Source organism: Caldifermentibacillus hisashii, assembly GCF_039654145.1.
Classification (GTDB): Bacteria; Bacillota; Bacilli; order Bacillales; family Caldibacillaceae; genus Caldifermentibacillus; species Caldifermentibacillus hisashii.
In genome coordinates this window covers 1,114,303-1,134,229 of the sequence record NZ_CP155467.1, presented here as the reverse complement: position 1 = coordinate 1,134,229, position 19,927 = coordinate 1,114,303, and the positions used below count along the sequence as shown (strand labels likewise).

Genomic DNA, 19,927 nt, shown 5'->3' with positions numbered 1-19,927 from the left:
CCTGCTATCCCAGGATGAACCCCGGTCATTTCCGGGAAACTCGTCCCTTGTCATTCCTGAGACGAGGAATCTATCCCCTGCAGCCAGCATGCAACCAGCGTTCCATAACCTGTTTGTGACCATATTTTTATTTTTCCACAGTGTTGTTCAATTGCCATTTTTGCAATGCTTAAGCCGAGCCCTGATGTACCGCCTTGTCCCCTTGCCGCTTCGACTTGGACGAAAGGTTCAAATACTTTCTCCAAATCATCTTCCGGAATAGCTTTTCCTTCATTTTGAATCAATAGAATTGTCCCGTTTTCTCGCCAAGCTTCTAATTCTTCAACAAAGGGAGCAAACACCCATTCAGGAAGCGGACTTGTTTGGGAAACTGCGGCAAGCCAAATATTTTTCCCTTTCTCCGTGTAGCGAATTGCATTCATCATTAAATTATCAACAACCCGAACCATTTGCTTTACATTGAGCAAAAAATTACCTGTAACCGCTTGTTCGCTGATAAGATTTATTTCCCGCTTACGGCAAGGGCCTTCATAACCTCCTAAAAGCATTTCAAAAAACTCTGCGCCATCCACTTCAACAAATTCAAGCTTATTCTTCGCAGACTTTAATGTTGTAAATAAAGTTAAGTCATTGATCATTTCTTTCATATAATTTAATTTTTCAAAAATAACCGCCCGATACTCTTCTTTTTCTTGTTCTGTCAAGTCTTGTCGTCCATTTAACGCTTCAAAATATGCATGAATTGCGGTCAACGGTGTCTTTAAATCGTGTGAAAGAGCGGCAACAATATATTCCTTTTCCTGTTGTTGTCTCTCTACTTCCTTATTTGTTGTTTCGATTTGCTCTCTCATTTTCTCAAAATGCGAAATTAAGTCACCCATCTCGTCATTGGAGTGAGGAAGTTCTTTGTGTCCTTTTTTCCCAATGGCAAAAGCGTTCATTTCCTCCCTTAATAACAGAAGTGGACGAGTTAATTTTCGATTTAACAAATTAATTACCCCGAAGTAAATAACAACAAAAGACAGAAATAGGAAACTTGCTAAGATAAGTGTCCGGTGATTGACACCTTCAAGCCAATCATTTCGGGCAATCGTCACCTCGTAAATCCCGATGAGATCATCACCCGAAAAAACGGTCTGTTTATAAGTGTACGTGCGGTGTTCCTTTTTTAGTGTATTTAAATCTTGATAAAGTGAATCCCGTTGTTTCAATGTGTACATCTCGACGCCAGTCTGATCCAGCGTAGAATATAGCTTTAATCCATCCTTGCGGTACAACTTAATATTCATGGACGAATCTGTACGTTCTTGCAATTGTTTATAATTTTCAATCGGTTGTGCTTTGTAGAGGGATGGATTCATCAGCAACGGTTCCAATTGGTCAATTTTTTCCTTCATTTCCATATATTCGACAAAATCACGCTTCTCATCAAACTGCGATAGACTAATATAGAAAAAATATAGAGCGATGATGGGCAAAATCATTACAATTAAGTAACTGGTCATTAACCATGGTTTCAGTCTCATTGTTTCATTTCTCCAATAAAGCGGTAGCCTACTCCCCAGACCGTTTGAATATACTTTGCCGTTTTTGCGTCGTCCTTGAGTTTTGTCCTTAAGCCCTTAACATGAACGGTAACCGTGTTATTTCCATTGAGATCTTCCTGCTGCCAAACATGTTCATATAATTCTGATTTGGAAAATATTTGGTACGGATTTTTGGCTAAAAGAAATAACAATTCAAGCTCCTTTGCGGTTAGCTGGACGGTTTCGCCATTCACATAAACAAGTTCGTTGTCGAAATCGATTTTCAGCCCGTTATTGTATTCATGAATTTTTGCCTCATCTGTTTGCATATAGCGACGATACCGACGTAAGTGTGAACTAATTCTCGCAGTTAATTCATCTAATCGGAATGGCTTTGTAATATAGTCATCGGCACCTAAGTCCAACCCGCTAATTTTACTGTCGCTTTCGGTTTTGGCACTGACAATTAAAATGGGAATATCACTTTCCAGTCGGATAGTTTTGCAAAGGGTAAAGCCATCCATTTCCGGTAACATAATATCGACAAGTGCCAGATCATACGTGTCTGTTTTAAAATCTTCCCACCCCTCTTTACCGGTAGATGCCCAAGTAACAAAGTAGCCCTCCTTTCGTAAATGATCACACACAATACGAGCGATGGAAGCATCGTCTTCAACAATCAAAATTTTTTCTTTATTCCCCATCAAACATCCCTCTTTCACTTTTAATTATAAATCGCTGTAAAAATGAATTAAGAAATCTTTATAATTGCTTAATAATTTTGTGCGGTTCCATTGGAAATAGGTTAAGAGCGCACACAAAAAAACGATCCGAGTAAGATTGACTTGCATATATATAGTAGAATAAACTACGAAACCATCAAAGTATAGTGTCGTAAAGTAATCGCATTGATATTTCTCCATGTTTTTAGTGTTCTCAAACAGGTTTCTTACAGTTTTGACTGCTCTATTAAAATAAGGAATGAAGAAAACTCGGCGACTGCAGATCCGTAGTCAGCGAAAATACATTTTCGCTTGCGAGGTAATGCTACCGAAGCTTCTCTAGTTCACCGAAAAAATATAAAATTTTTTCGGCTGCGATGTATTCCAGTGAAGCTTTCCTTATGCACTTATACTTAATTCTTAAAATTTCCAACTACGTCGAAATTGCTTCTTTGCTAGAAATTTATACTTTCTTAACGTATAAAAAATTAGGACATTTACCCTTGCTCCGATTCCAATCGGTTCATATTAGAAATCTTTCGTCAGTGCTCATGTATAATTTACATTAAATTGCTAAATAATTTGGAATGGAATGTCTGATATACACAAGAAAACATAAGTCATTTTTGGGATAAAAAAGGGGATCAGAGATAAATTTATAGGGAACGGACAACATTTGAGGTCCATATCAAACAGGTAAAGGTGGAAGTTATTAATGGAAAATGGTTTGGAACAATTGGAAATGTTGCTGGATGATACATTACAAATTGTTGATCATATGGTCGTCGATCGAGAATATGAAGATATGCTCACTTCTGTAAAAAACGGGCTGCTTATGCAGAGACAAAGCGTTAAAGAAATGAGAAACACTTCAAGAGAGGAACAACAAATAGCAGCTAATTTTATAGATGAAAACTTGAACAAATTAAACGAAATTGTGCAAAAATTAGAAAGCATTTTACTGGATGATTATCAATCAACAACGGAACATCGCATCGAACAATATGAACAGCTGTCTCTTGAAAACCAAATGGAACAAACAGAAACGTACCATGACAAAATCGATTACTTAAGTGCGGTTAAAATCCGGGAAAACATCAATCGGATGACCGAAGTTTTGCTGCAAATCAGATCTTAACTTATTTGTGTTGTGTATCTCTGTAGTTTTTCCACATACTGTCCGTGCGCTTTTGAATCTATGTTTGTTCATTAAGCAGTATTTGGAAGCAAGAACAGACCGCATTTCTAAAAATCGAAATGCGTGTGCCTATTCTTGTATGTTAAGAAAAAAGTCGCAGCTTTTACGTGCAGAATATAGTGTGTATGGCAAAATAAAAGTGCAGAGCTTTGCAAAGGAAAAATGCAGAGTCCTGCACTAAATTTTTGTGCATAAACAAAAAAAGACTTGCCAGTCACCCCAAGTCCCACTACAGTAATTGTGTCAAGCAATTGGTAGTGGAGGTAAGAAAGGATGCTAGCAATGTCTGATATTAATTGTATCAAACATTTAAGAAATAACAAAGGTTTATCTATTTCAGAAATACAAAGAACAATGGGAATTAATTGGCGAACAGCTAAGAAGTATGCGGATGAAGATCAACTCCCTAAACAGAAATCATTTAAAAAGAAAGGGATGATGTATGAGGAAAAGTGGGGAGTAATTGTTTCAGATTGGCTTTTTGAGGATTTAAAGTTAAGGAAAAAATTAAGAAGAACAAAGAAACAAATATTTGAAGAACTAAAGAAAATGGGTTTCCAAGGTTCTTATCGTACTGTTTGTTACTTTATCTCTGAATGGATGAATACTCACCAAGAAGAAAAGGATAAAGGGTATGAAAGATTAGAACATCCTCCGGGTGAAGCTCAAGTAGACTTTGGAGTAATGGAAGCTGTACAAGATGGAGAAATTGTGGATATTCATGCTTTAGTTATGACGTTTCCTCATAGTAATGCTGGATTTGCAGTACCGTTACCAGCTGAAAATCAAGAATGCTTCTTACATGGTCTCAATATTCTTTTTAAACAGGTTGGGGGAGTACCTAAAAGGATAAGAATCGATAATTTGACCCCCGCTGTGAAGAAAAAAAGGACAAAAAATGAAGAAGCACAATTAACTGATGAATTTGTTCAATTTCAGAATTATTATGGCTTTGATGTGCAGGTATGCAATCCAAGAAGTGGCCATGAAAAAGGAAATGTTGAGAATAAAGTTGGATATATACGCTATAACTTTTTTACTTCAGCTCCAATAATGGACAGCTATGAGGGTTTAACTGATCAATTATTTCATAAATTAGAGGCGGACAGAAATAGAATTCATTATGCCAAAAACGTACGTATTGAGGACTTATGGCAGGAAGAACGGGATTATCTTCTAGCATTACCGGAAAAGCCCTATCCTGTATTTAAAGAGCATCTTGTTAAAGTAAACAAATATAATGAAGTGAAAGTGGATCAGACGTTGGTTCATGTCCCTAAGGGTGGCAACTATAGTCAATTACAAATGATATTAACATGGGATCAATTAAAGATTGTTTCACCTAATGGGGAGATATTATTGGATGACTATCGGCCATATATGAAAAAGCGAAAAGCTTTACCATGGCTTTCAATAATTAAAACATGGATTCATAAACCAAGGGTTGTAGAATATTCGCGCTATAATAAGTATTTACCGGGAAGAATTAAAGAATTTTTGTTGGTAGATAATTTAATTATTCGACGAAAACGATTAGAAGCTCTAGCTAGTTTATTAGTTTCTCATGACATGAAGAAGATTAATGAAGAGTTCTATGAATTAATTGCACAGGATAAGCTACCTAGTGATAATAATCCTTATGAAGTGGACTGGAGTAAATACGATTCATTAACTCCTAGAGAGGAGGCTGTCAATTGAAACAGGACATTAAAGAATTGTGTAAGTCATTGAGGTTAGCTTATGTTGCGGATGTATACGAGCAAATACCGTTTGAAACTCCGGAACAATTCTTGTATAGGCTACTTAAGGAGGAAATAAGATTAAGAGAAAAAGCGAGAGCGATCCGCTTGATAAAAAAGGCGAAGTTCTTAGATAAAAAGAGTTTACATGATTACGAGTGGACCGAACAACTTCGGTTCCCTCCTCACTTAACCAAAGAGGATTTGTGTAGCCTACAATTTATTGAGAATCGAGAAAATGTAGTTTTAGTTGGTTCACCCGGGACAGGGAAGACTCATTTAGCCACAGGACTAGGGAGAAAAGCTTGTGAACTAGGTTTTGAGGTTCGTTTTTACCGTGTTGCCCACCTAGTTGAGGAATTAGAGCAAGCTTTACGTAACAACCGTTTATCAGCATTTAGAAAACGGATGGAGAAGGTTGATTTGGTCATTTTAGATGAAATGGGATACTTACCATTTAGTAAAGAAGGAGCTGAATTATTATTCCAAATTATATCGGAGTTTTATGAACAGAAAAGCGTAATTATTACATCTAACTTAGAATTTAGTCAATGGAACCGGATCTTTACAGATTCTCGATTAACAGCAGCGTTAGTGGACAGGCTAATTCATCACGCCCATATCATCTCTTTTCATGGCGAGAGCTATAGACTGTCCCACGCATTGTCGAAAAGGAATTAAATGGGTGGCAAACCTCTGCATTTTTAATTGCATTTCTCTGCACTTTTCTATTGCAAAATACAATAGGTTATCTCTTTTCCTAATAAATTTTGAAGATCAGGTAATTAGAGTTCATCTTAATCACCTAATATTTTCACCATATAATCATAATTGTGCTTGTTAATTTGAATCACCTTTTCTTCAGTGTAGCCCAATTTTTTGTATAAGTGTTTGGCAGAAACATTTCCGTGTGCCACATTTAGAGAAATTCGTTTATAGCCTTTTTCTTTTGCAACTGTTTCTGCTTTTTTAATGAGCGCTGTACCAATCCCGTGCCCTTGAAATTTTGGGTGTACACTTAAGGTATCGATATAGTAATCTTTTTCATCAGCTTCCTGATCAAAGGATTTTAAGGGGTTTCCTTGTTTTTTTCTTAGCCTGTTTAATATCGTTTCATCCAAGCGGGCTGCATCCTCACCCGGATAGGTAATCACGAGACCTGCCACTTTATCCATGACACTAGCAATCCAAATATTTTTGTAGCTAAACCGATTGATATCTTCCCGGAAATATAAAGCAAGGGTGTCACGAACATTTTGCGGTTTTGTTTTTCCTGTTAGTAATTCCGCTATATCTCCGTTAGCCACACGAATGAGTTCCGCTGCCGGTTTTGCGTCATTTTTTACAGCCGCTCGCAATATCAATTCCGATGCCAATATTTCTTCAAAATAATCATCATAAGATAATTGTTTCTTCTTTTTCACTTTTTCTATTCTCCTTTTTCGATTCTGGGGACAGGTGTATTGTTCATAAACAATAATCTATCCGGTACACGGACCCTGTACCATTACTCAAATTTTATCAGGAAAAAGTTGCCCATCTTCCCCCCTATCTTTTCTGAGAGTCGCGGAAGACGGCCTATTTATTATATCACATTAACAAAGATTACCTTTTACATAGAGGGGATGAGGATAGGTGCATTAACCTGACTATGCCTATATACTATCGGGTACAGTCAATTTTTGCAAAAAGCATCGTTTTACTTATTCCGACATCCAACAAGAGTCATTATTTCTATTCATTGGAGGTAGTACTTATTCCCCGCACTTTCCAAATGTTAAATTTTATACTATAATAATGTAAATAAAATTAACATGAATATGGAGGGTGTTCAATTGCTATTTTTCAAACGGGAGATTAATAAAATTGAAGAAAAAATAGAAGAAACCGAGAATTTTGAAGGTCAAATACAAGTGGCGGTTGATCAACTAAAAGGTGTGGTAGAGCAAGTAAAAATTGCCACTATGCAATTAGAAATGACCTCTTCCTCCAGTAAAAACAGCACGAATAAATTATTAGCACATAGTGAAAAAACAGTCACTTATACGCACCGGGTGGCCGACAAAATGCATTCTATTGAGGAGTCGGCCGTGCATATCTCTGCTTCCTCACAGGAAATATTATCAACTTGTAAAACATCCGAGAAGACGATCGAACACTCATGGGATTCTCTTCAAGCACTTCAAGGAAAATTCGAAGAGCTAAGAATGAGTCATCAAACTTTATTGAAGCAAATGAATCAATTAGTGAAGCTATCCGATCATATCCATGAAATTGTTCATACAATCGGTGCCATCTCACAAAAAACAAAAATCTTAGCCTTAAATGCCGCCATTGAAGCAGCAAGAGCTGGCGATGCCGGAAAGGGATTTTCTGTTGTTGCCAATGAAGTGGGAGAACTGGCTAACCAAACCTCTGTAGCAGTTGAAGATTCTCGAAAAAATATTTATTACATACAAGAAGAAATTAAACGTTCCGCAGAAATGGTTAAAAGAGAAGCAAAGGAAGTGGAAGCCGGCACAATAGAATTTGGAAACGTTCTTCATCATTTAGAATCTTTTAAAGAGAAATTAAGTCAAATTACAAATATGGTTTTTGACTCGACCACTGCCGTTGATCAACAAACAGAAAGCGTTCAGGAAATTACGAATCTACTAGACCAAATCTCATTATTATCCATTGAAAATAAAGAACATGTTATCGTCGTTCATGAAGATATGGACAAACAACATGAAAGTGTCAGACAAATCCTATCGATTAGTGATTCCCTTACAACAACATCAAATGAATTGCAAAAGCTTGTTCATCATGATAGAAGTGAATTCCAGCCGGTGGATACGGCGCTCATTGAAAAAATTAAGAGCAACCTGACTGACCTGTTACAAATGACAGAATTACAAGACATGAGTTTTTCTACCCATAAAAGACTACTTGATGACATACTTAAAAACAATCCGGACTTAGAAGCAATTTGGACAAACAATGTTGATGGAACATTCATCTATTCAAACCCAAAAGCAGCATTGATCAATGCAAAAGCACGCCCTTGGTTCACACATGCTTTATCGGGAAATCCCTACGTTTCCGAAGTTTATTTTTCAGCATTAACAAAGAAACCATGTATAAGTGTATCTTTTCCCATATATAAGGAAAATCAAATTATCGGTGTTCTTGGTGCAGATGTGACGATTAACTAGGGGACAGGTGTATTGTCCCTAAGTGTTTTCTGCCTTTTTCGGCTGTAAGACAACATCCCTACATGAATTTCAAAATCTTTAATCATGAAAGTATCAATATGGCAAGCTCCCAAAAAAACCAATATTTCTGTAAGACACAATATTTTTTCCTATATGGATACCATATTTCGTTTTAAAAAATCTTTTTGGGTGTCAATCATTAATATTCAAATCCCTCTAAAAATCTAAAAACTCTATACGTTTTTTATCTATACATTTAGGACATCTTTTGGGAAATTGAAAAGCTTTTTGTTTGAAAAATATTTGTTCACCAACCGTAAAGACAAACCGATTTCCACATTCCCAGCATTTTAGGATAAGGTCTTGTGGTGCAGCACCATTTAATAATTGTTCTATCTCTTCCTTTCTTTTTTGTACTGCGATATTATCAATCGGTGCATTCGATTCGATTGCACTTATCGTTTTGCGGATTTTCCCCCTTACTTTTTTGTAATCGACTTTTTCCCAAGCTTCCAAATAAGGTATGTATTTATCATCGCCTGATTCTTTAATTTTATCTAAAAACAAAAAGATCATATGTCGGTTACGATCTTTTAAATACTCCATATTTGGTATCGGTTTCCCCGCTTCTATCCATAAATCCCATTCAGATAATAATTCATCCGCTCTTTGATCTGCTTCAATTTTCCAGCCGCGATCTGTAAAAACAATCATTGGAAGCTTTCCAAAATATTCGATATCCAAAAAGTCATGATCAATCATCCAATCTATTTTTTCTGTAATATCTGCTATTTTTTCTGATTTAAAATAACCATATACCGGGCATCGATCTAACCCTAGTACCAAAACCTTTTTATCACGGGAACCTTTTAATATTTTGGCAAGAATTGTTCGGCCACCTTGTCCAATAATTTCATCAGCTGCTCTTAAAATAGCCAACTTCTCATCTACGGTTAAGGTATTCTTATTGATTTTCATTTTGGTGAGCATCTCCTATTCGTGGTATATTGGGACAGATTCATGGTCCCTAAGCCCAGCAACATATAGAGGAAATTTGCTTGGTATTGCTTTTTTAAGGCATTCCATATGACAGAACATCTGTTGTTCTTGTTGACTACCTTTAGGTCAAATCTTTTTCAAAAAGTAAACTCAAGGGAGGGACAGGTTCCTGATATCATCTGTTATTGTCATAATTAAAGATAAAACTCTAGTATTGTTAATTCTTTAAGGAACCTGACCCCTTGTACCGGGTTTTAGTTTAAGGCTGCCATGATACGTTGGGGATCATATCCGATTATCCATTTACCGTTAATTTCCGTTTGAGGTACACCGAATTGACCGGTTTGGTTGACAAGTCTCTGCATCATGATTGGATCTTTCTCTACATTCACTTCTTTAAAAGGGATATTTTGTTGAGTTAAGAAGTTTTTTAACATTGTACAATAAGGACAATGTGTTGTTGTATAAACCGTTATTTTATTTTCCATAAAAATTCCTCCTTGAATAATTTTATACATATAGGGGTATTGAAACTGCTAAAGATAAGACAGCAGTAAATTACCGTGTACCCGTGAAATTGATATTTTGCTATATTCACTTACCTCTCTAATGCCAAGCACTCATGCCGCCTTTTACGTTATAAATTTTTTGAAAACCTTGTTTCTTTAAGATTTTCGCTGCTTTTGTACTCCTCATACCGCTTTGGCAAATAACAACAACTTCTTTATTTTTATCAAGTTTGTTCAATTTCCTTGGCAATTCTGAAAGGGGTATATTAATGAATTGCGGCCGGTGATTTGCTTTATATTCTCCAGGTGTACGGACGTCGATAAATTGAACCCCTTTATCACTAAATTTTTCTTTCACTTGTTCGACTGAAATATTTGTGATACCTTTCACCGGTAAAAATCGACGAATAATAATTAAAGCAAGCAAAGTGATTAACACCCATTGTAAAATTTCCATTGTATCTCTCCATATTTGCATATTTTATACGAAAAATTATGTTTAATCCTTGTCCATAATTGTTGAAATGCGATCGTGTAAATTTTTTGTCACCCCTATATACCCGCATAGGTATTAAAAGTTGTAAAGAAAACTCGGGCGTCTGGTCCTTTAGGCAACCAAAGAGACGTAGTCAGCGAAAAAACATTTTCGCTTGCGAGGTAATGCTACCGAATCCTCTCTAGTCACCAAATTAATATAAAATTTTTTCGGCTGCGATGTATTCCCGCGAAGCTTTCCTTGTACACTTATGCGTTAGGAAAGTAGAAATTGAAAAATTTTTACTTTCCTATTAGCTGAAAAATTGATGAACTTTATCTACTTTTTACCAGTAATTCGACCGCTTCTTTTACAAGTTTTTCCGTGCTTTCTCCTTTTTCAATATTTTCACGAACACATTGTTCTAGATTCAAGCTGACAATTAAACCGATAGTCCGATCGATGGCACTGCGAGAAGCTGATAATTGGGTGACCACATCTTTACAGTCTTTATTTTGCTCAATCATGTTTAAAACACCTTTAATTTGACCTTCAATTCTTTTTAGCCGGTTTACGACAGATTTATTATACTGCAATTATTCTCCCTCCTTTCTAAGAGCCGTTCTTATTTGCGATGCCATTTAAAAGCTTCGCGAATCCGTAATAGCAGCAAACGTGTTGTTTTTGACTTTTTCATTGATTTCATGAAAATACACCTGATAAAGCAATAATACTACGAGTACTATCCAAAAAACACACTGTTCCCTTAAAGTTTCGATTGTTTTGCAATCAAGAAGTATGACGGGAAATTATCCCACGGGCTGCACTCACTCTGCTCTTTACATTTCGATAAAGGAATTTTTGGACTGCCCTTAAGGTTAAATCCTATTATTTAAAATTATATTCGGTTACGATTTTTTCTCTTCCGGTCACTAAATCATTACAGTACTCATATAAACTGATACCAAGATAAGAACCGGAAATATTATACACATTTGTATACCCTAAATGCTGAAGTGCCATTACCATATTATAACTACGCTGACCGGAGCGACAATGAATATAAACCGGACGATCTTTCGGAATTTCATCCACTCGCTCTCTAAACTCACTTAATGGAATATTAATTGCATTTTTTAAATGACCTGCATTATATTCACTTTTTTCGCGTGCATCAATGATGAATGCGTTACCTTCCACTAACTTTCGAACCTCTGAAACTTTCACTTCACGATAGACGCCATGCAATAGATTCAATGCAACCATTGCCGCATGGTTCACTACATCTCTTGCAGTTCCGAGCATCGGTGAGTATGTTAATTCCAAATCTTTCAAGTCCTCTAACGTCCCATTCATGGTAATCATCGTTGCAATCACATCAATCCGTTTATCAACATTCCCTTTACCAATTGCTTGTGCGCCTAGAATTCTTCCAGTGGGAACTTCATAGACTAATTTAAAGTGCATAGGATTGCTGTTTGGCATTAGCCCAACCTTATCCCCCGGCATTACGTAAACTGAATCACATTGAATCCCCGCTTGTTCAGCAGTTCGCACATTTAAACCAGTTGCAGCCGCATTTAAATCAAATAGGTGAATAGAGAATGAACCAATAACACCTTTTTGTCTGTTCATATTTCCATATATATGGTCGGCAGCAGCTCTTGCTTGTTTTTGGGCTGGTCCTGCAAGCGCTAATCTTGTTGGTTTGTGCAAAATTTTATGATAAACTTCAATCGCATCTCCAACAGCATAAATATCCCTGTCACTTGTTACATAGTTCGCATCAACTTTTATAGCTCCCGTTTCACCTATTTCAAGACCGGCATCTTTCGCTAACGTTATTTCCGGTTTAACTCCAATAGCCAATACAACTGTTTCGGCATCGATTTTCTTACCGGAGTTCGTTACTATATAGTTTTCCTCTATTTTTGCTAAACCGTCATTGACAATTAGATTGATGCCGTTGTCAACCATCTCTTTATGGAGAATTTGTACCATATCGTAATCAAATGGTGTCATCATTTGATTGGCAAATTCAATTAATGATACATGGTAACCGGCAAGTATCAAATTTTCCGCCACTTCAACTCCAATAAATCCGCCACCGATTACAGCAATATTTTTTATCCCGTTTTGTTTAATATGCGTATTTAAATGGTCAATATCTACTACATTTCTTACTGTAAAAACATGCGGCTGGTTTACTCCTTCAATATTTGGTCGAATTGGTGAAGCGCCGGGTGAAAGCACTAATTTATCATAACTTTCTTCATATGTTTTTTCGGATAGTAAATCTTTTACTGTAATCGTTTTTCTGTCTCGATTAATTTTTACGACTTCATGATGGACTCTTGCCTCAATATTGTATCTTTTTTTGAACACTTCCGGTGACATGAGAACTAATTTGGAACTATCTTCTACAATCCCACTTAAATGATATGGGAGCGAACAGTTTGAAAAAGACACATGCGGTCCTTTTTCGAACATAATCACTTCCGCATATTCATCAAGTCTGCGAACTCTGGCGGCAACCGAAGCTCCACCAGCTACGCCCCCGACTACTAAAATTTTTCCTCTCATATTGTATACCTCTTTTCAAATTTAGTTAATGTAGAAAATCAAGCTATAGCTCTCGTACGTATTTTGTTAGGGTTCCACGATATCTCCTTGCCAAGCCATCATTCCGCCAAGCATATTGGTTACGTCAAAGCCTTGTTCGACTAAAAATTCACATGCCATCGCACTTCTTCCCCCGGCATGACAAACAATGTAATAATGTTCATTTTTATTAAGGTTACTTAAGGAATTTGGCAAATCTCCCAAGCGGATATGCTTTGCTCCGGGAATCATGCCTTGAGTGACTTCATCATCTTCGCGAACATCAATGATATTTACCTTTTCTCCCCTTTCTAATTTCTCTTCCAACTGTTTTGCAGTAATATTTTTCATTGATATACCTCCAAATAATTTGTGATAGGTTGATTTTTTTGACGGGGTGCAGGAAAATTACCCCCGCGGGTATTTTTTTCGGGTAATAACTACTTATATCTATAATCACAAGACAATCATATACCGGGTGGGGTAATTTTGTCAACCGATTTGAACTGATGATTCTTGGATCATACCCTTGATTCAAGGTACAATTGCGTGGTAGTCTTATTCAGTGTCAAATACATACTAAGGTTTTAAATAACATCGGAGGTTTGATTATGTAAAGAAAACTTGGCGACTGCCGAGCCTTCAGGCGATGGCAGAGCCGTAGTTACACTTATGCGTTAGGAAAGTAGAAATTGAAAAATTTATACTTTCCTATTAACCAAGGTAAAACACACATACTTGGAGGGATTGCAGCCGGAACACTTTATCTTCATTATGTTGGTTCAGTTGATGAGGATGTTCTCTTTTTTGCGGATTAATTTTTGGAGCAATGGTACCCGATATTGATCATACCGGTTCAAAGATTGGCAGAGCCGTTCCTATTATTGATGATATGATCAGTTCTGTTTTTGGACACCGGACGTTTACACATAGTCTGCTATTTTTAATATTAGGATATTGGCTGTTTCATATTTTTTCATTACCGGAATCATTGGAATTCGGAATCATGCTTGGCATTATAAGTCATATTGTTCTTGATATGCTGACGGTAGATGGTGTGAAACTCCTTTGGCCGCTAAAAACTCGGGTAAGCATTCCATTTGGTGTTAAAACTGGCGGTCTGTTTGAACATAGTTTTTTCCTGTTACTTATTCTATTGATTGGTTATACCGGTTACCAAATTTATTTATAATTGACACATTCCGTACCGGGAAGATCTAATTCTCTATCCACCGTATGGAATGTTATATGTTATTCAGTTAACATTATTCGTTAACTGTTGTCGATTTCTATAATACCTATAAATTTTCTAGGAGTCTGTATAAACTATCTCAAATTTTATCCTATCGACATAGTAAAACAGGGACTAACATGGAGACCGGTTTATTAATTGCACTTGGGACGACGAACTGTCTCGGTGTGTTTTTCTTGTCAAATACATTAGTAACCGTTTACAATAGTTGGTGAATTCGATTCTGCTTTAAGAATTCGGGGATTCTAAGTTATAGTAATTAATCTTATTACTATTTATAACTTAATTACAAATTTAGAGAGGGTGGGTTGCTTTTCCGGAAAAGACTAATTGGAATGTCACGTTTCAAATTCTTAGGGGATTGTATTTCAAATAGTTAACAGCAAAGGGGATGAAGAAATGGTAACATTTTTTGGGGGAATTGCACTTTTACTATTAGGGTACTTCACTTATGGTAAATATGTAGAAAAAGTATTTATGCCAAATTACGAGCGAAAAACGCCAGCCTATTCGAATGCAGATGGGGTGGATTATGTGCCAATGAGTAAGACAAAAAACTCGCTCATCCAATTATTAAATATTGCCGGTACAGGACCAATTTTCGGTCCAATTATGGGTGCGCTATTCGGACCGGTGGCGTTTTTGTGGATTGTTTTAGGCTCCATTTTTGCCGGTGCCGTTCATGATTATTTAACAGGAATGATTTCTATCCGAAACAGAGGTGCACATATCCCGGAACTTGCAGGAAAATTTTTAGGAAAAGCATCGAAGCACGTAGTTAATGCATTTGCACTGTTATTATTATTACTCGTTGGTACCGTTTTCGTTACAACGCCTGCTTCCATGCTTCATATTTTAATTGATAAAAAAGTTGCTTTAGGAGTAATTATTGGTGCAATCTTTTTTTATTACTTATTATCTACAGTTCTACCGATTGACAAAATTATCGGTCGCCTCTATCCATTCTTTGGTGCCGTTTTATTAATAGGAACCCTTGGCGTAGCGGTTGGTATGTTTGTAAGTGGAGATGCAGCTAAAATTCCGGAATTATCTTTAACGAATATGCATCCGGACAACATACCAATTTTTCCAATGTTATTCTTTACAATAACTTGTGGGGCCCTATCCGGTTTCCATGCTACGCAATCGCCAATCATTTCAAGAACAACAAAGAGTGAAAAAGAAGGACGCTTTATTTTTTACGGAATGATGATTGCTGAAGGTATTATTGCCATGATTTGGGCCGCAGCTACAATGGCCATTTTTGATGGAATGACGTTAAAGGAAATGATTGCTGAAGGTACTCCTTCACTTGTTGTGAATGAAGTGTCTGTTTATTTACTCGGTGCTGTAGGAGGTACGATTGCTGTTTTGGGTGCAGTTGTATTACCGATTACTTCCGGCGATACTGCTTTCCGTGCAGCTCGAAATATTATTGCAGACTATATTAAACTACCACAAAACAAACTGGCAAAACGTTTATTTATTGCACTGCCTTTATTTGCAATTTCTGTTGTATTAACACAAATTGATTTTAACATCCTATGGCGCTATTTCTCTTGGGCGAACCAAGGAACCGCTGCACTTGCTCTTTGGATTGGTGCTATGTACTTGTATGTTAAAAAGAGAAATTATTGGATTGCGTTTATACCGGCCGTTTTTATTACGTATATGGTATTTGTCTACATTCTAAATGCGCAAATTGGATTTAGGTTGGATTTAAACCTTTCATTTATCATCGGGATTTTTTTAACAGCTGCTACAATTGGTTATTTTTATTGGAAAGGTCGCCTTAACCATCAAGAAAGTATAAACGTTGACGAAGAAGCGGCATAATACGAAACAACGGCTGCTCCCGATTACGGTGGGCAGCCAATTTCTTTTGGTTATAATAGTCACCGATACCATTTGGTGTTCAAGAACGGGGCATTTAATTATTAGATTGGACAAAATACGAAATACTACTTTTTAAAATGAGTGCTCATCTTTCAACTTTTCTATAAGCCACTCCATATAGTTTCTTAATAAAACATTTTAGTAGCTCGAAATTTTTCTTTGAATCAATACATTCAAGCGGAATATAAACTTCATGTTTTTTCATGCTGAAACTTCTCATTTCTTTAATATCAAATTTTAATATTTCTTGGATTTCCTTTTGAATGGTCTTCCCTTTTGTAGATTCAGGGTTCTCCGGGTCAACATGAAGGATTAAGCATTGGTACTTTTTATCTCCATGTAAAGTTGCAAATCTCCTCTTGCCTCTCCAGCCAAGCCGGTTATCCCCTAAGGCAAAGCTACTTCCTGGAATCGCAACTTCTATTTGGCCAAGTTTGCACAGTTATTTATGTAAATCACCGAATACTAGTAGTTCGTTCACTTTTAGTTAACTCCCTTATTTGGTGAATAAAAGATCCGATTAATTTTTTCTTTATCAATTATGAATGAAGCAATCTTTTAAGCACCTCTAACTCTGCTTGGGTTAAAGTGATTCCTTTTCCCATTTTCTCTTTGTTCGGGGCCCAATCACGCAAATCATATTTCGGCTCTTTTCCGTTCCAACTAATGACGTTTAATTCTTTCGTCCAACCTTTTGATGACTCCGAAAGCACACCAATATGTTCAACGATTTCATATTTTAATTCTGCCATAGAAAATATCTCCTTCATTATTTAGATAGTTAGTGGTGTTGAAATTACCCAATATTTTCATAGTGTTGCCTAGAAGATAATATCCAAAACGCTATCATAAATCATCCATTCAAATTTTGAATTCTTCTTCACTAAGTTGAGTTTTTTTGGTAATCAATTTGCTGCTACTCCTTCCATTAACATGCCCCATGCTTACCAATCTAAATCCCAATTACAAACCTGGCGAACCGATTTTTCCCTTGAAAGTATAATACCTTAATTACTGATAAAGTCAATTCGTTTTTAAAGTAATTATCTCTATAGATTTCCTTCTATAAGGAACTTTTATAGGAACAGTAATTAGACTTCCATCAAATGAAAGTTTCATTGTATTCTTCACACCTTTCTTTTTGAACGTCTCTTCTATACTGCTTCGATGATGAAATCCATAAATGACTGAATGATAATGTTATTTTGATGACTAAAAGAATTTACAATTCTAATAGTTATTTAAAATGCTCCTCTTAATACCAGATTAATGTATGTGTCCTTTTCTAATAACCTACTATTCTTTAGTGTCTCAATCGTGGCATCAACACTATCACGAACTTGAGCAAAGATTTGTTCTAATGTTATATTGGACACTAATTCCAGACGGTTTATAACGACAGACATAACTTGTTCAATGTACTCATAGAGATGTTTTATAAATAGATTTGTGTTATAAAGCAACTCACCAGAATGTACAATTGAATTTCTAATTCGATAAAGTCTGTGCACATGTTGTTGGATATTTATTTTATGTTTTTCTAATAAATCAGCACATTTTTTTCCATCTTTTAGGATACTTATGAACTCTATAAATCTGTAAAATAATAAACTATTTAATTCTGTGCAAGTTTTTTTCATTTCTTCAACAAATTTTTCATCCCAAAAATAATCTAACGCCTCTTGCGCTTGTAATCTTCCTATACGTATTAATTGTCCATCATATTTTATTTCTATTTTACATCGATTACAATCCTCTAAAAAATTTCTAATAATACTATATAAATAGTTATGTGTAGAGGTATATGCAATAACTGTTTTTACACTTTCGATACCACCATCAAATTCCTTTGACTGAGCAAAAGACTCAATTCCTATCCATAGGTTTATAAATGTAGATTGGGGAGAAAGAGATTCATCACTTATCCTAGTAAATTCATACAAGCTTTTTAGTTTACGATTTACCTCAACATCACCATTTTTGAGTTGCATTATAACTCGATTCATCATTGTAATTGGTGCTCTGAATTTTTTCCTTTTAGCTAAAAGATCCACCTTAACATTTCTAATATATTTTGGTGTTTGTGGTAATAAAATTATAGGAGCAATATCAAAGTCAGGTATATTATAGCCATAAAAATTAAGTACTTCTATACTTCCAACGACTTTTTGCCAAGCATTGTTTACACCTGTATATACATCATAGCTTTCCAAAATAACTCTAACATAAATCTTATCTACTGATATGTGCTTATCTAATTTATAATCTTTATATGTTTCAATTATTTCCTCCCCAGTTATAAATTCAACATTCAATTTTTCTAATAACGAGATTATTTCTTTTGATATATCACCTTTGAAAGTAAATAAAAAGATATAAGGTTCAGGAGATTTGTTAAACCTATTAAGTATTTCATTAAATTTCCCCTGAACAGTAAGATTATTTTTAAATATCCCCTCATGAACAACCGAATATAATGCCTGTAATGACCATCCATTGCCTAGTAATTCACTTGCTAAAGTTTGAAGAATATTATCTATCATCTCAAAATTTTCATCATCAGATAATAGGACTTGTTGCAGTTTCTCAATAATCCATGTTAAGTATTGGTCTTCAATATAATTAATTGCATATTCTATTTGAAAGATAATTGAATAAAGTTTTGGTATATTATCTGCTTTTGGTATTCCTTGAAGAGTATTATCTAGAATTTGAAAATGAGATGGTGCATTTTCCTTAAAAATTTGATCACTACTCAATACTCTCTTTACTTCCTTAAATACCAATTTTAGATGATTATCATTTTTCTTAATTGTCCCCTCAATCATTCCCTTACAAACATAATGGAGTTCTTTTAATGCTTGGTGAGAATTTAAATATCGTACAGCATATTTACTGTGTGTATGTATATTTAGCATCTCCGACCATCTTTGAATAAAGAACACTTGGTTTTTATTAAAATTACCATATTTTAATATATCTTTATTGTTCAAGCTCTTCTCCATCTTAACCCCCAACTTTTTATTGAAAATTTATTAAGAAACGTATATAATAAAAAAAGTCTACTTTTTATTGATGAATTGAACCAAATATAGTATACTTTAATTGAATCAAACATATAATATTATTGATAATACAGGAGCCCCGCTGGTCTTGAGGTTGAAACCCAACCCAGCGGATAAGCTCCTTTTTATTATACCTAAAAAGAACGTTTGTTTCTATATTAATTTGAGAAAACAATTTTTTATCAAAAGCAAACCAATTCCTTCACCGTAAATAAATCTTTTAGGGACCTCGTTCTTAAAAATAAGGCTGCCCCTTTATTCTGTACGGACAGCCTTTGTTCTAATGTTTACCCATTCACTTCCGCATACACCTCATTCATCATGTCTCCATGATAAAATTCCGAAATTCCTCATTCTCCAAGATCTGCATGAAGAATTTTTCGTTGCTGCTCATGCGGTCGATGATGAAATCCATAAATGACTATTCGAAAGCGAATTTGAAGTTTTCTTTCGTGTTGTTTTTGGCTTTTTCTTGAATGTCTTCACTTTTTAACATATCTTTTTTCACTTGTTCACGGGATAGGAAGTCGGTTTCGGTAAAGTCCGTTCCAAACCGTTCATTAAGTTTTTCAACAATTGTGGAAAGCCGCACCTTTTCGCCTTTTACAGGGGCAAACTGGGACATAAAACCCTGTTCCTTGGTCCTTACTCGTTTAAAAACTGAATATTGCCCGGCACTGTTCACTAATTTTAGTGTTAACATAACAAATAGTGTATAATTAAGAAGAAAGAAACCTTTTAAGAGGTG

General features: G+C 35.6%; 18 protein-coding genes and 1 pseudogene. 7 read left to right on the top strand and 12 right to left on the bottom strand.

Translation table 11 applies throughout. The features are described 5' to 3' along the window. Positions 1-50: 50 nt before the first annotated feature. A complete protein-coding gene (locus tag NSQ14_RS05310) occupies positions 51-1,526 on the bottom strand; it encodes a HAMP domain-containing sensor histidine kinase (RefSeq protein WP_270578465.1) in 1,476 nt (491 codons plus the stop codon). Then, on the bottom strand, positions 1,523-2,230 hold the full coding sequence (locus NSQ14_RS05305; RefSeq protein ID WP_346208322.1) for a response regulator transcription factor: 708 nt from the start codon (positions 2,228-2,230) through the stop codon (positions 1,523-1,525). The genes NSQ14_RS05310 and NSQ14_RS05305 overlap by 4 nt, the downstream gene beginning before the upstream one ends. Positions 2,231-2,963: 733 nt before the next feature. On the opposite strand from NSQ14_RS05305, the gene NSQ14_RS05300 reads away from it, so the two are divergent. The 3 genes from NSQ14_RS05300 (at position 2,964) to istB (ending at position 5,866) form a co-directional block, all read left to right on the top strand. Next, positions 2,964-3,386, top strand: coding sequence for a hypothetical protein (locus NSQ14_RS05300; RefSeq protein WP_041902453.1), 423 nt, complete (start codon positions 2,964-2,966; stop codon positions 3,384-3,386). Positions 3,387-3,728: 342 nt separating this feature from the next. Next, positions 3,729-5,144, top strand: coding sequence for an IS21 family transposase (istA, locus tag NSQ14_RS05295; protein WP_322107725.1), 1,416 nt, complete (start codon positions 3,729-3,731; stop codon positions 5,142-5,144). Further along, on the top strand, positions 5,141-5,866 hold the full coding sequence (istB, locus tag NSQ14_RS05290) for an IS21-like element helper ATPase IstB (RefSeq protein WP_108897602.1): 726 nt from the start codon (positions 5,141-5,143) through the stop codon (positions 5,864-5,866). The genes istA and istB overlap by 4 nt, the downstream gene beginning before the upstream one ends. A 116-nt stretch (positions 5,867-5,982) precedes the next feature. Here istB and NSQ14_RS05285 read toward each other — a convergent pair whose 3' ends face one another. Next, on the bottom strand, positions 5,983-6,609 hold the full coding sequence (locus NSQ14_RS05285; RefSeq protein ID WP_251241207.1) for a GNAT family N-acetyltransferase: 627 nt from the start codon (positions 6,607-6,609) through the stop codon (positions 5,983-5,985). Positions 6,610-7,020: 411 nt separating this feature from the next. Between NSQ14_RS05285 and NSQ14_RS05280 the strand changes: the two genes are divergently transcribed. Continuing rightward, complete coding sequence (locus NSQ14_RS05280; protein ID WP_216408569.1) at positions 7,021-8,382, top strand: methyl-accepting chemotaxis protein; 1,362 nt, start codon at positions 7,021-7,023, stop codon at positions 8,380-8,382. 216 nt (positions 8,383-8,598) lie between these two features. On the opposite strand, the gene NSQ14_RS05275 is transcribed toward NSQ14_RS05280, so the two are convergent. From NSQ14_RS05275 to NSQ14_RS05250, 6 genes are all read right to left on the bottom strand, one after another. Next, complete coding sequence (locus NSQ14_RS05275; RefSeq protein WP_346208321.1) at positions 8,599-9,360, bottom strand: RQC-minor-1 family DNA-binding protein; 762 nt, start codon at positions 9,358-9,360, stop codon at positions 8,599-8,601. 275 nt (positions 9,361-9,635) lie between these two features. Further along, positions 9,636-9,869, bottom strand: coding sequence for a glutaredoxin family protein (locus NSQ14_RS05270; protein WP_041845520.1), 234 nt, complete (start codon positions 9,867-9,869; stop codon positions 9,636-9,638). 118 nt (positions 9,870-9,987) lie between these two features. Further along, positions 9,988-10,347 carry a rhodanese-like domain-containing protein gene (locus NSQ14_RS05265; RefSeq protein ID WP_041845519.1) on the bottom strand — a complete coding sequence of 120 codons (360 nt, stop codon included), beginning with the start codon at positions 10,345-10,347 and terminating at the stop codon, positions 9,988-9,990. A 353-nt stretch (positions 10,348-10,700) separates the two neighbouring features. Next, on the bottom strand, positions 10,701-10,961 hold the full coding sequence (locus NSQ14_RS05260; RefSeq protein ID WP_041846969.1) for a metal-sensitive transcriptional regulator: 261 nt from the start codon (positions 10,959-10,961) through the stop codon (positions 10,701-10,703). Between the two features lie 292 nt (positions 10,962-11,253). Then, on the bottom strand, positions 11,254-12,948 hold the full coding sequence (locus NSQ14_RS05255) for an FAD-dependent oxidoreductase (RefSeq protein ID WP_346208320.1): 1,695 nt from the start codon (positions 12,946-12,948) through the stop codon (positions 11,254-11,256). Positions 12,949-13,014: 66 nt separating this feature from the next. Further along, entirely contained in the window at positions 13,015-13,317 is a 303-nt protein-coding gene (locus tag NSQ14_RS05250) for a rhodanese-like domain-containing protein (protein WP_095141370.1), read from the bottom strand. A gap of 341 nt (positions 13,318-13,658) precedes the next feature. On the opposite strand from NSQ14_RS05250, the gene NSQ14_RS05245 reads away from it, so the two are divergent. The 3 genes from NSQ14_RS05245 (at position 13,659) to NSQ14_RS05235 (ending at position 16,054) form a co-directional block, all read left to right on the top strand. Further along, on the top strand, positions 13,659-13,784 hold the full coding sequence (locus NSQ14_RS05245; RefSeq protein ID WP_341287457.1) for a hypothetical protein: 126 nt from the start codon (positions 13,659-13,661) through the stop codon (positions 13,782-13,784). 11 nt (positions 13,785-13,795) lie between these two features. Further along, on the top strand, positions 13,796-14,158 hold the full coding sequence (locus NSQ14_RS05240) for a metal-dependent hydrolase (protein ID WP_244996829.1): 363 nt from the start codon (positions 13,796-13,798) through the stop codon (positions 14,156-14,158). Positions 14,159-14,617: 459 nt separating this feature from the next. Then, positions 14,618-16,054: a carbon starvation CstA family protein gene (locus tag NSQ14_RS05235; protein WP_346208319.1), complete on the top strand. Its 1,437-nt coding sequence runs from the start codon at positions 14,618-14,620 to the stop codon at positions 16,052-16,054. A gap of 599 nt (positions 16,055-16,653) precedes the next feature. Here the strand turns inward: NSQ14_RS05235 and NSQ14_RS05230 are convergent. From NSQ14_RS05230 to NSQ14_RS05220, 3 genes and pseudogenes are all read right to left on the bottom strand, one after another. Then, the gene (locus NSQ14_RS05230; protein WP_341287455.1) at positions 16,654-16,866 is read right to left on the bottom strand and encodes a YdbC family protein; all 213 of its coding nucleotides are present in this window, start codon (positions 16,864-16,866) and stop codon (positions 16,654-16,656) included. 489 nt (positions 16,867-17,355) lie between these two features. Further along, on the bottom strand, positions 17,356-19,119 hold the full coding sequence (locus NSQ14_RS05225; RefSeq protein ID WP_227138745.1) for a hypothetical protein: 1,764 nt from the start codon (positions 19,117-19,119) through the stop codon (positions 17,356-17,358). 347 nt (positions 19,120-19,466) lie between these two features. Next, a pseudogene (locus NSQ14_RS05220) lies at positions 19,467-19,777 on the bottom strand (type I restriction endonuclease subunit R); the annotation flags it as partial. Between the last annotated feature and the right edge of the window lie 150 nt (positions 19,778-19,927).

Excerpts from the sequence above, each read along its gene's own strand:
- NSQ14_RS05310 (WP_270578465.1), bottom strand. The coding sequence starts at position 1,526 with ATGAGACTGAAACCATGGTTAATGACCAGTTACTTAATTGTAATGATT.
- NSQ14_RS05305 (WP_346208322.1), bottom strand. The coding sequence starts at position 2,230 with ATGGGGAATAAAGAAAAAATTTTGATTGTTGAAGACGATGCTTCCATC.
- NSQ14_RS05300 (WP_041902453.1), top strand. The coding sequence starts at position 2,964 with ATGGAAAATGGTTTGGAACAATTGGAAATGTTGCTGGATGATACATTA.
- istA (WP_322107725.1), top strand. The coding sequence starts at position 3,729 with ATGTCTGATATTAATTGTATCAAACATTTAAGAAATAACAAAGGTTTA.
- NSQ14_RS05275 (WP_346208321.1), bottom strand. The coding sequence starts at position 9,360 with ATGAAAATCAATAAGAATACCTTAACCGTAGATGAGAAGTTGGCTATT.
- NSQ14_RS05270 (WP_041845520.1), bottom strand. The coding sequence starts at position 9,869 with ATGGAAAATAAAATAACGGTTTATACAACAACACATTGTCCTTATTGT.
- NSQ14_RS05265 (WP_041845519.1), bottom strand. The coding sequence starts at position 10,347 with ATGGAAATTTTACAATGGGTGTTAATCACTTTGCTTGCTTTAATTATT.
- NSQ14_RS05255 (WP_346208320.1), bottom strand. The coding sequence starts at position 12,948 with ATGAGAGGAAAAATTTTAGTAGTCGGGGGCGTAGCTGGTGGAGCTTCG.
- NSQ14_RS05250 (WP_095141370.1), bottom strand. The coding sequence starts at position 13,317 with ATGAAAAATATTACTGCAAAACAGTTGGAAGAGAAATTAGAAAGGGGA.
- NSQ14_RS05240 (WP_244996829.1), top strand. The coding sequence starts at position 13,796 with ATGGTACCCGATATTGATCATACCGGTTCAAAGATTGGCAGAGCCGTT.
- NSQ14_RS05235 (WP_346208319.1), top strand. The coding sequence starts at position 14,618 with ATGGTAACATTTTTTGGGGGAATTGCACTTTTACTATTAGGGTACTTC.
- NSQ14_RS05230 (WP_341287455.1), bottom strand. The coding sequence starts at position 16,866 with ATGGCAGAATTAAAATATGAAATCGTTGAACATATTGGTGTGCTTTCG.
- NSQ14_RS05225 (WP_227138745.1), bottom strand. The coding sequence starts at position 19,119 with ATGGAGAAGAGCTTGAACAATAAAGATATATTAAAATATGGTAATTTT.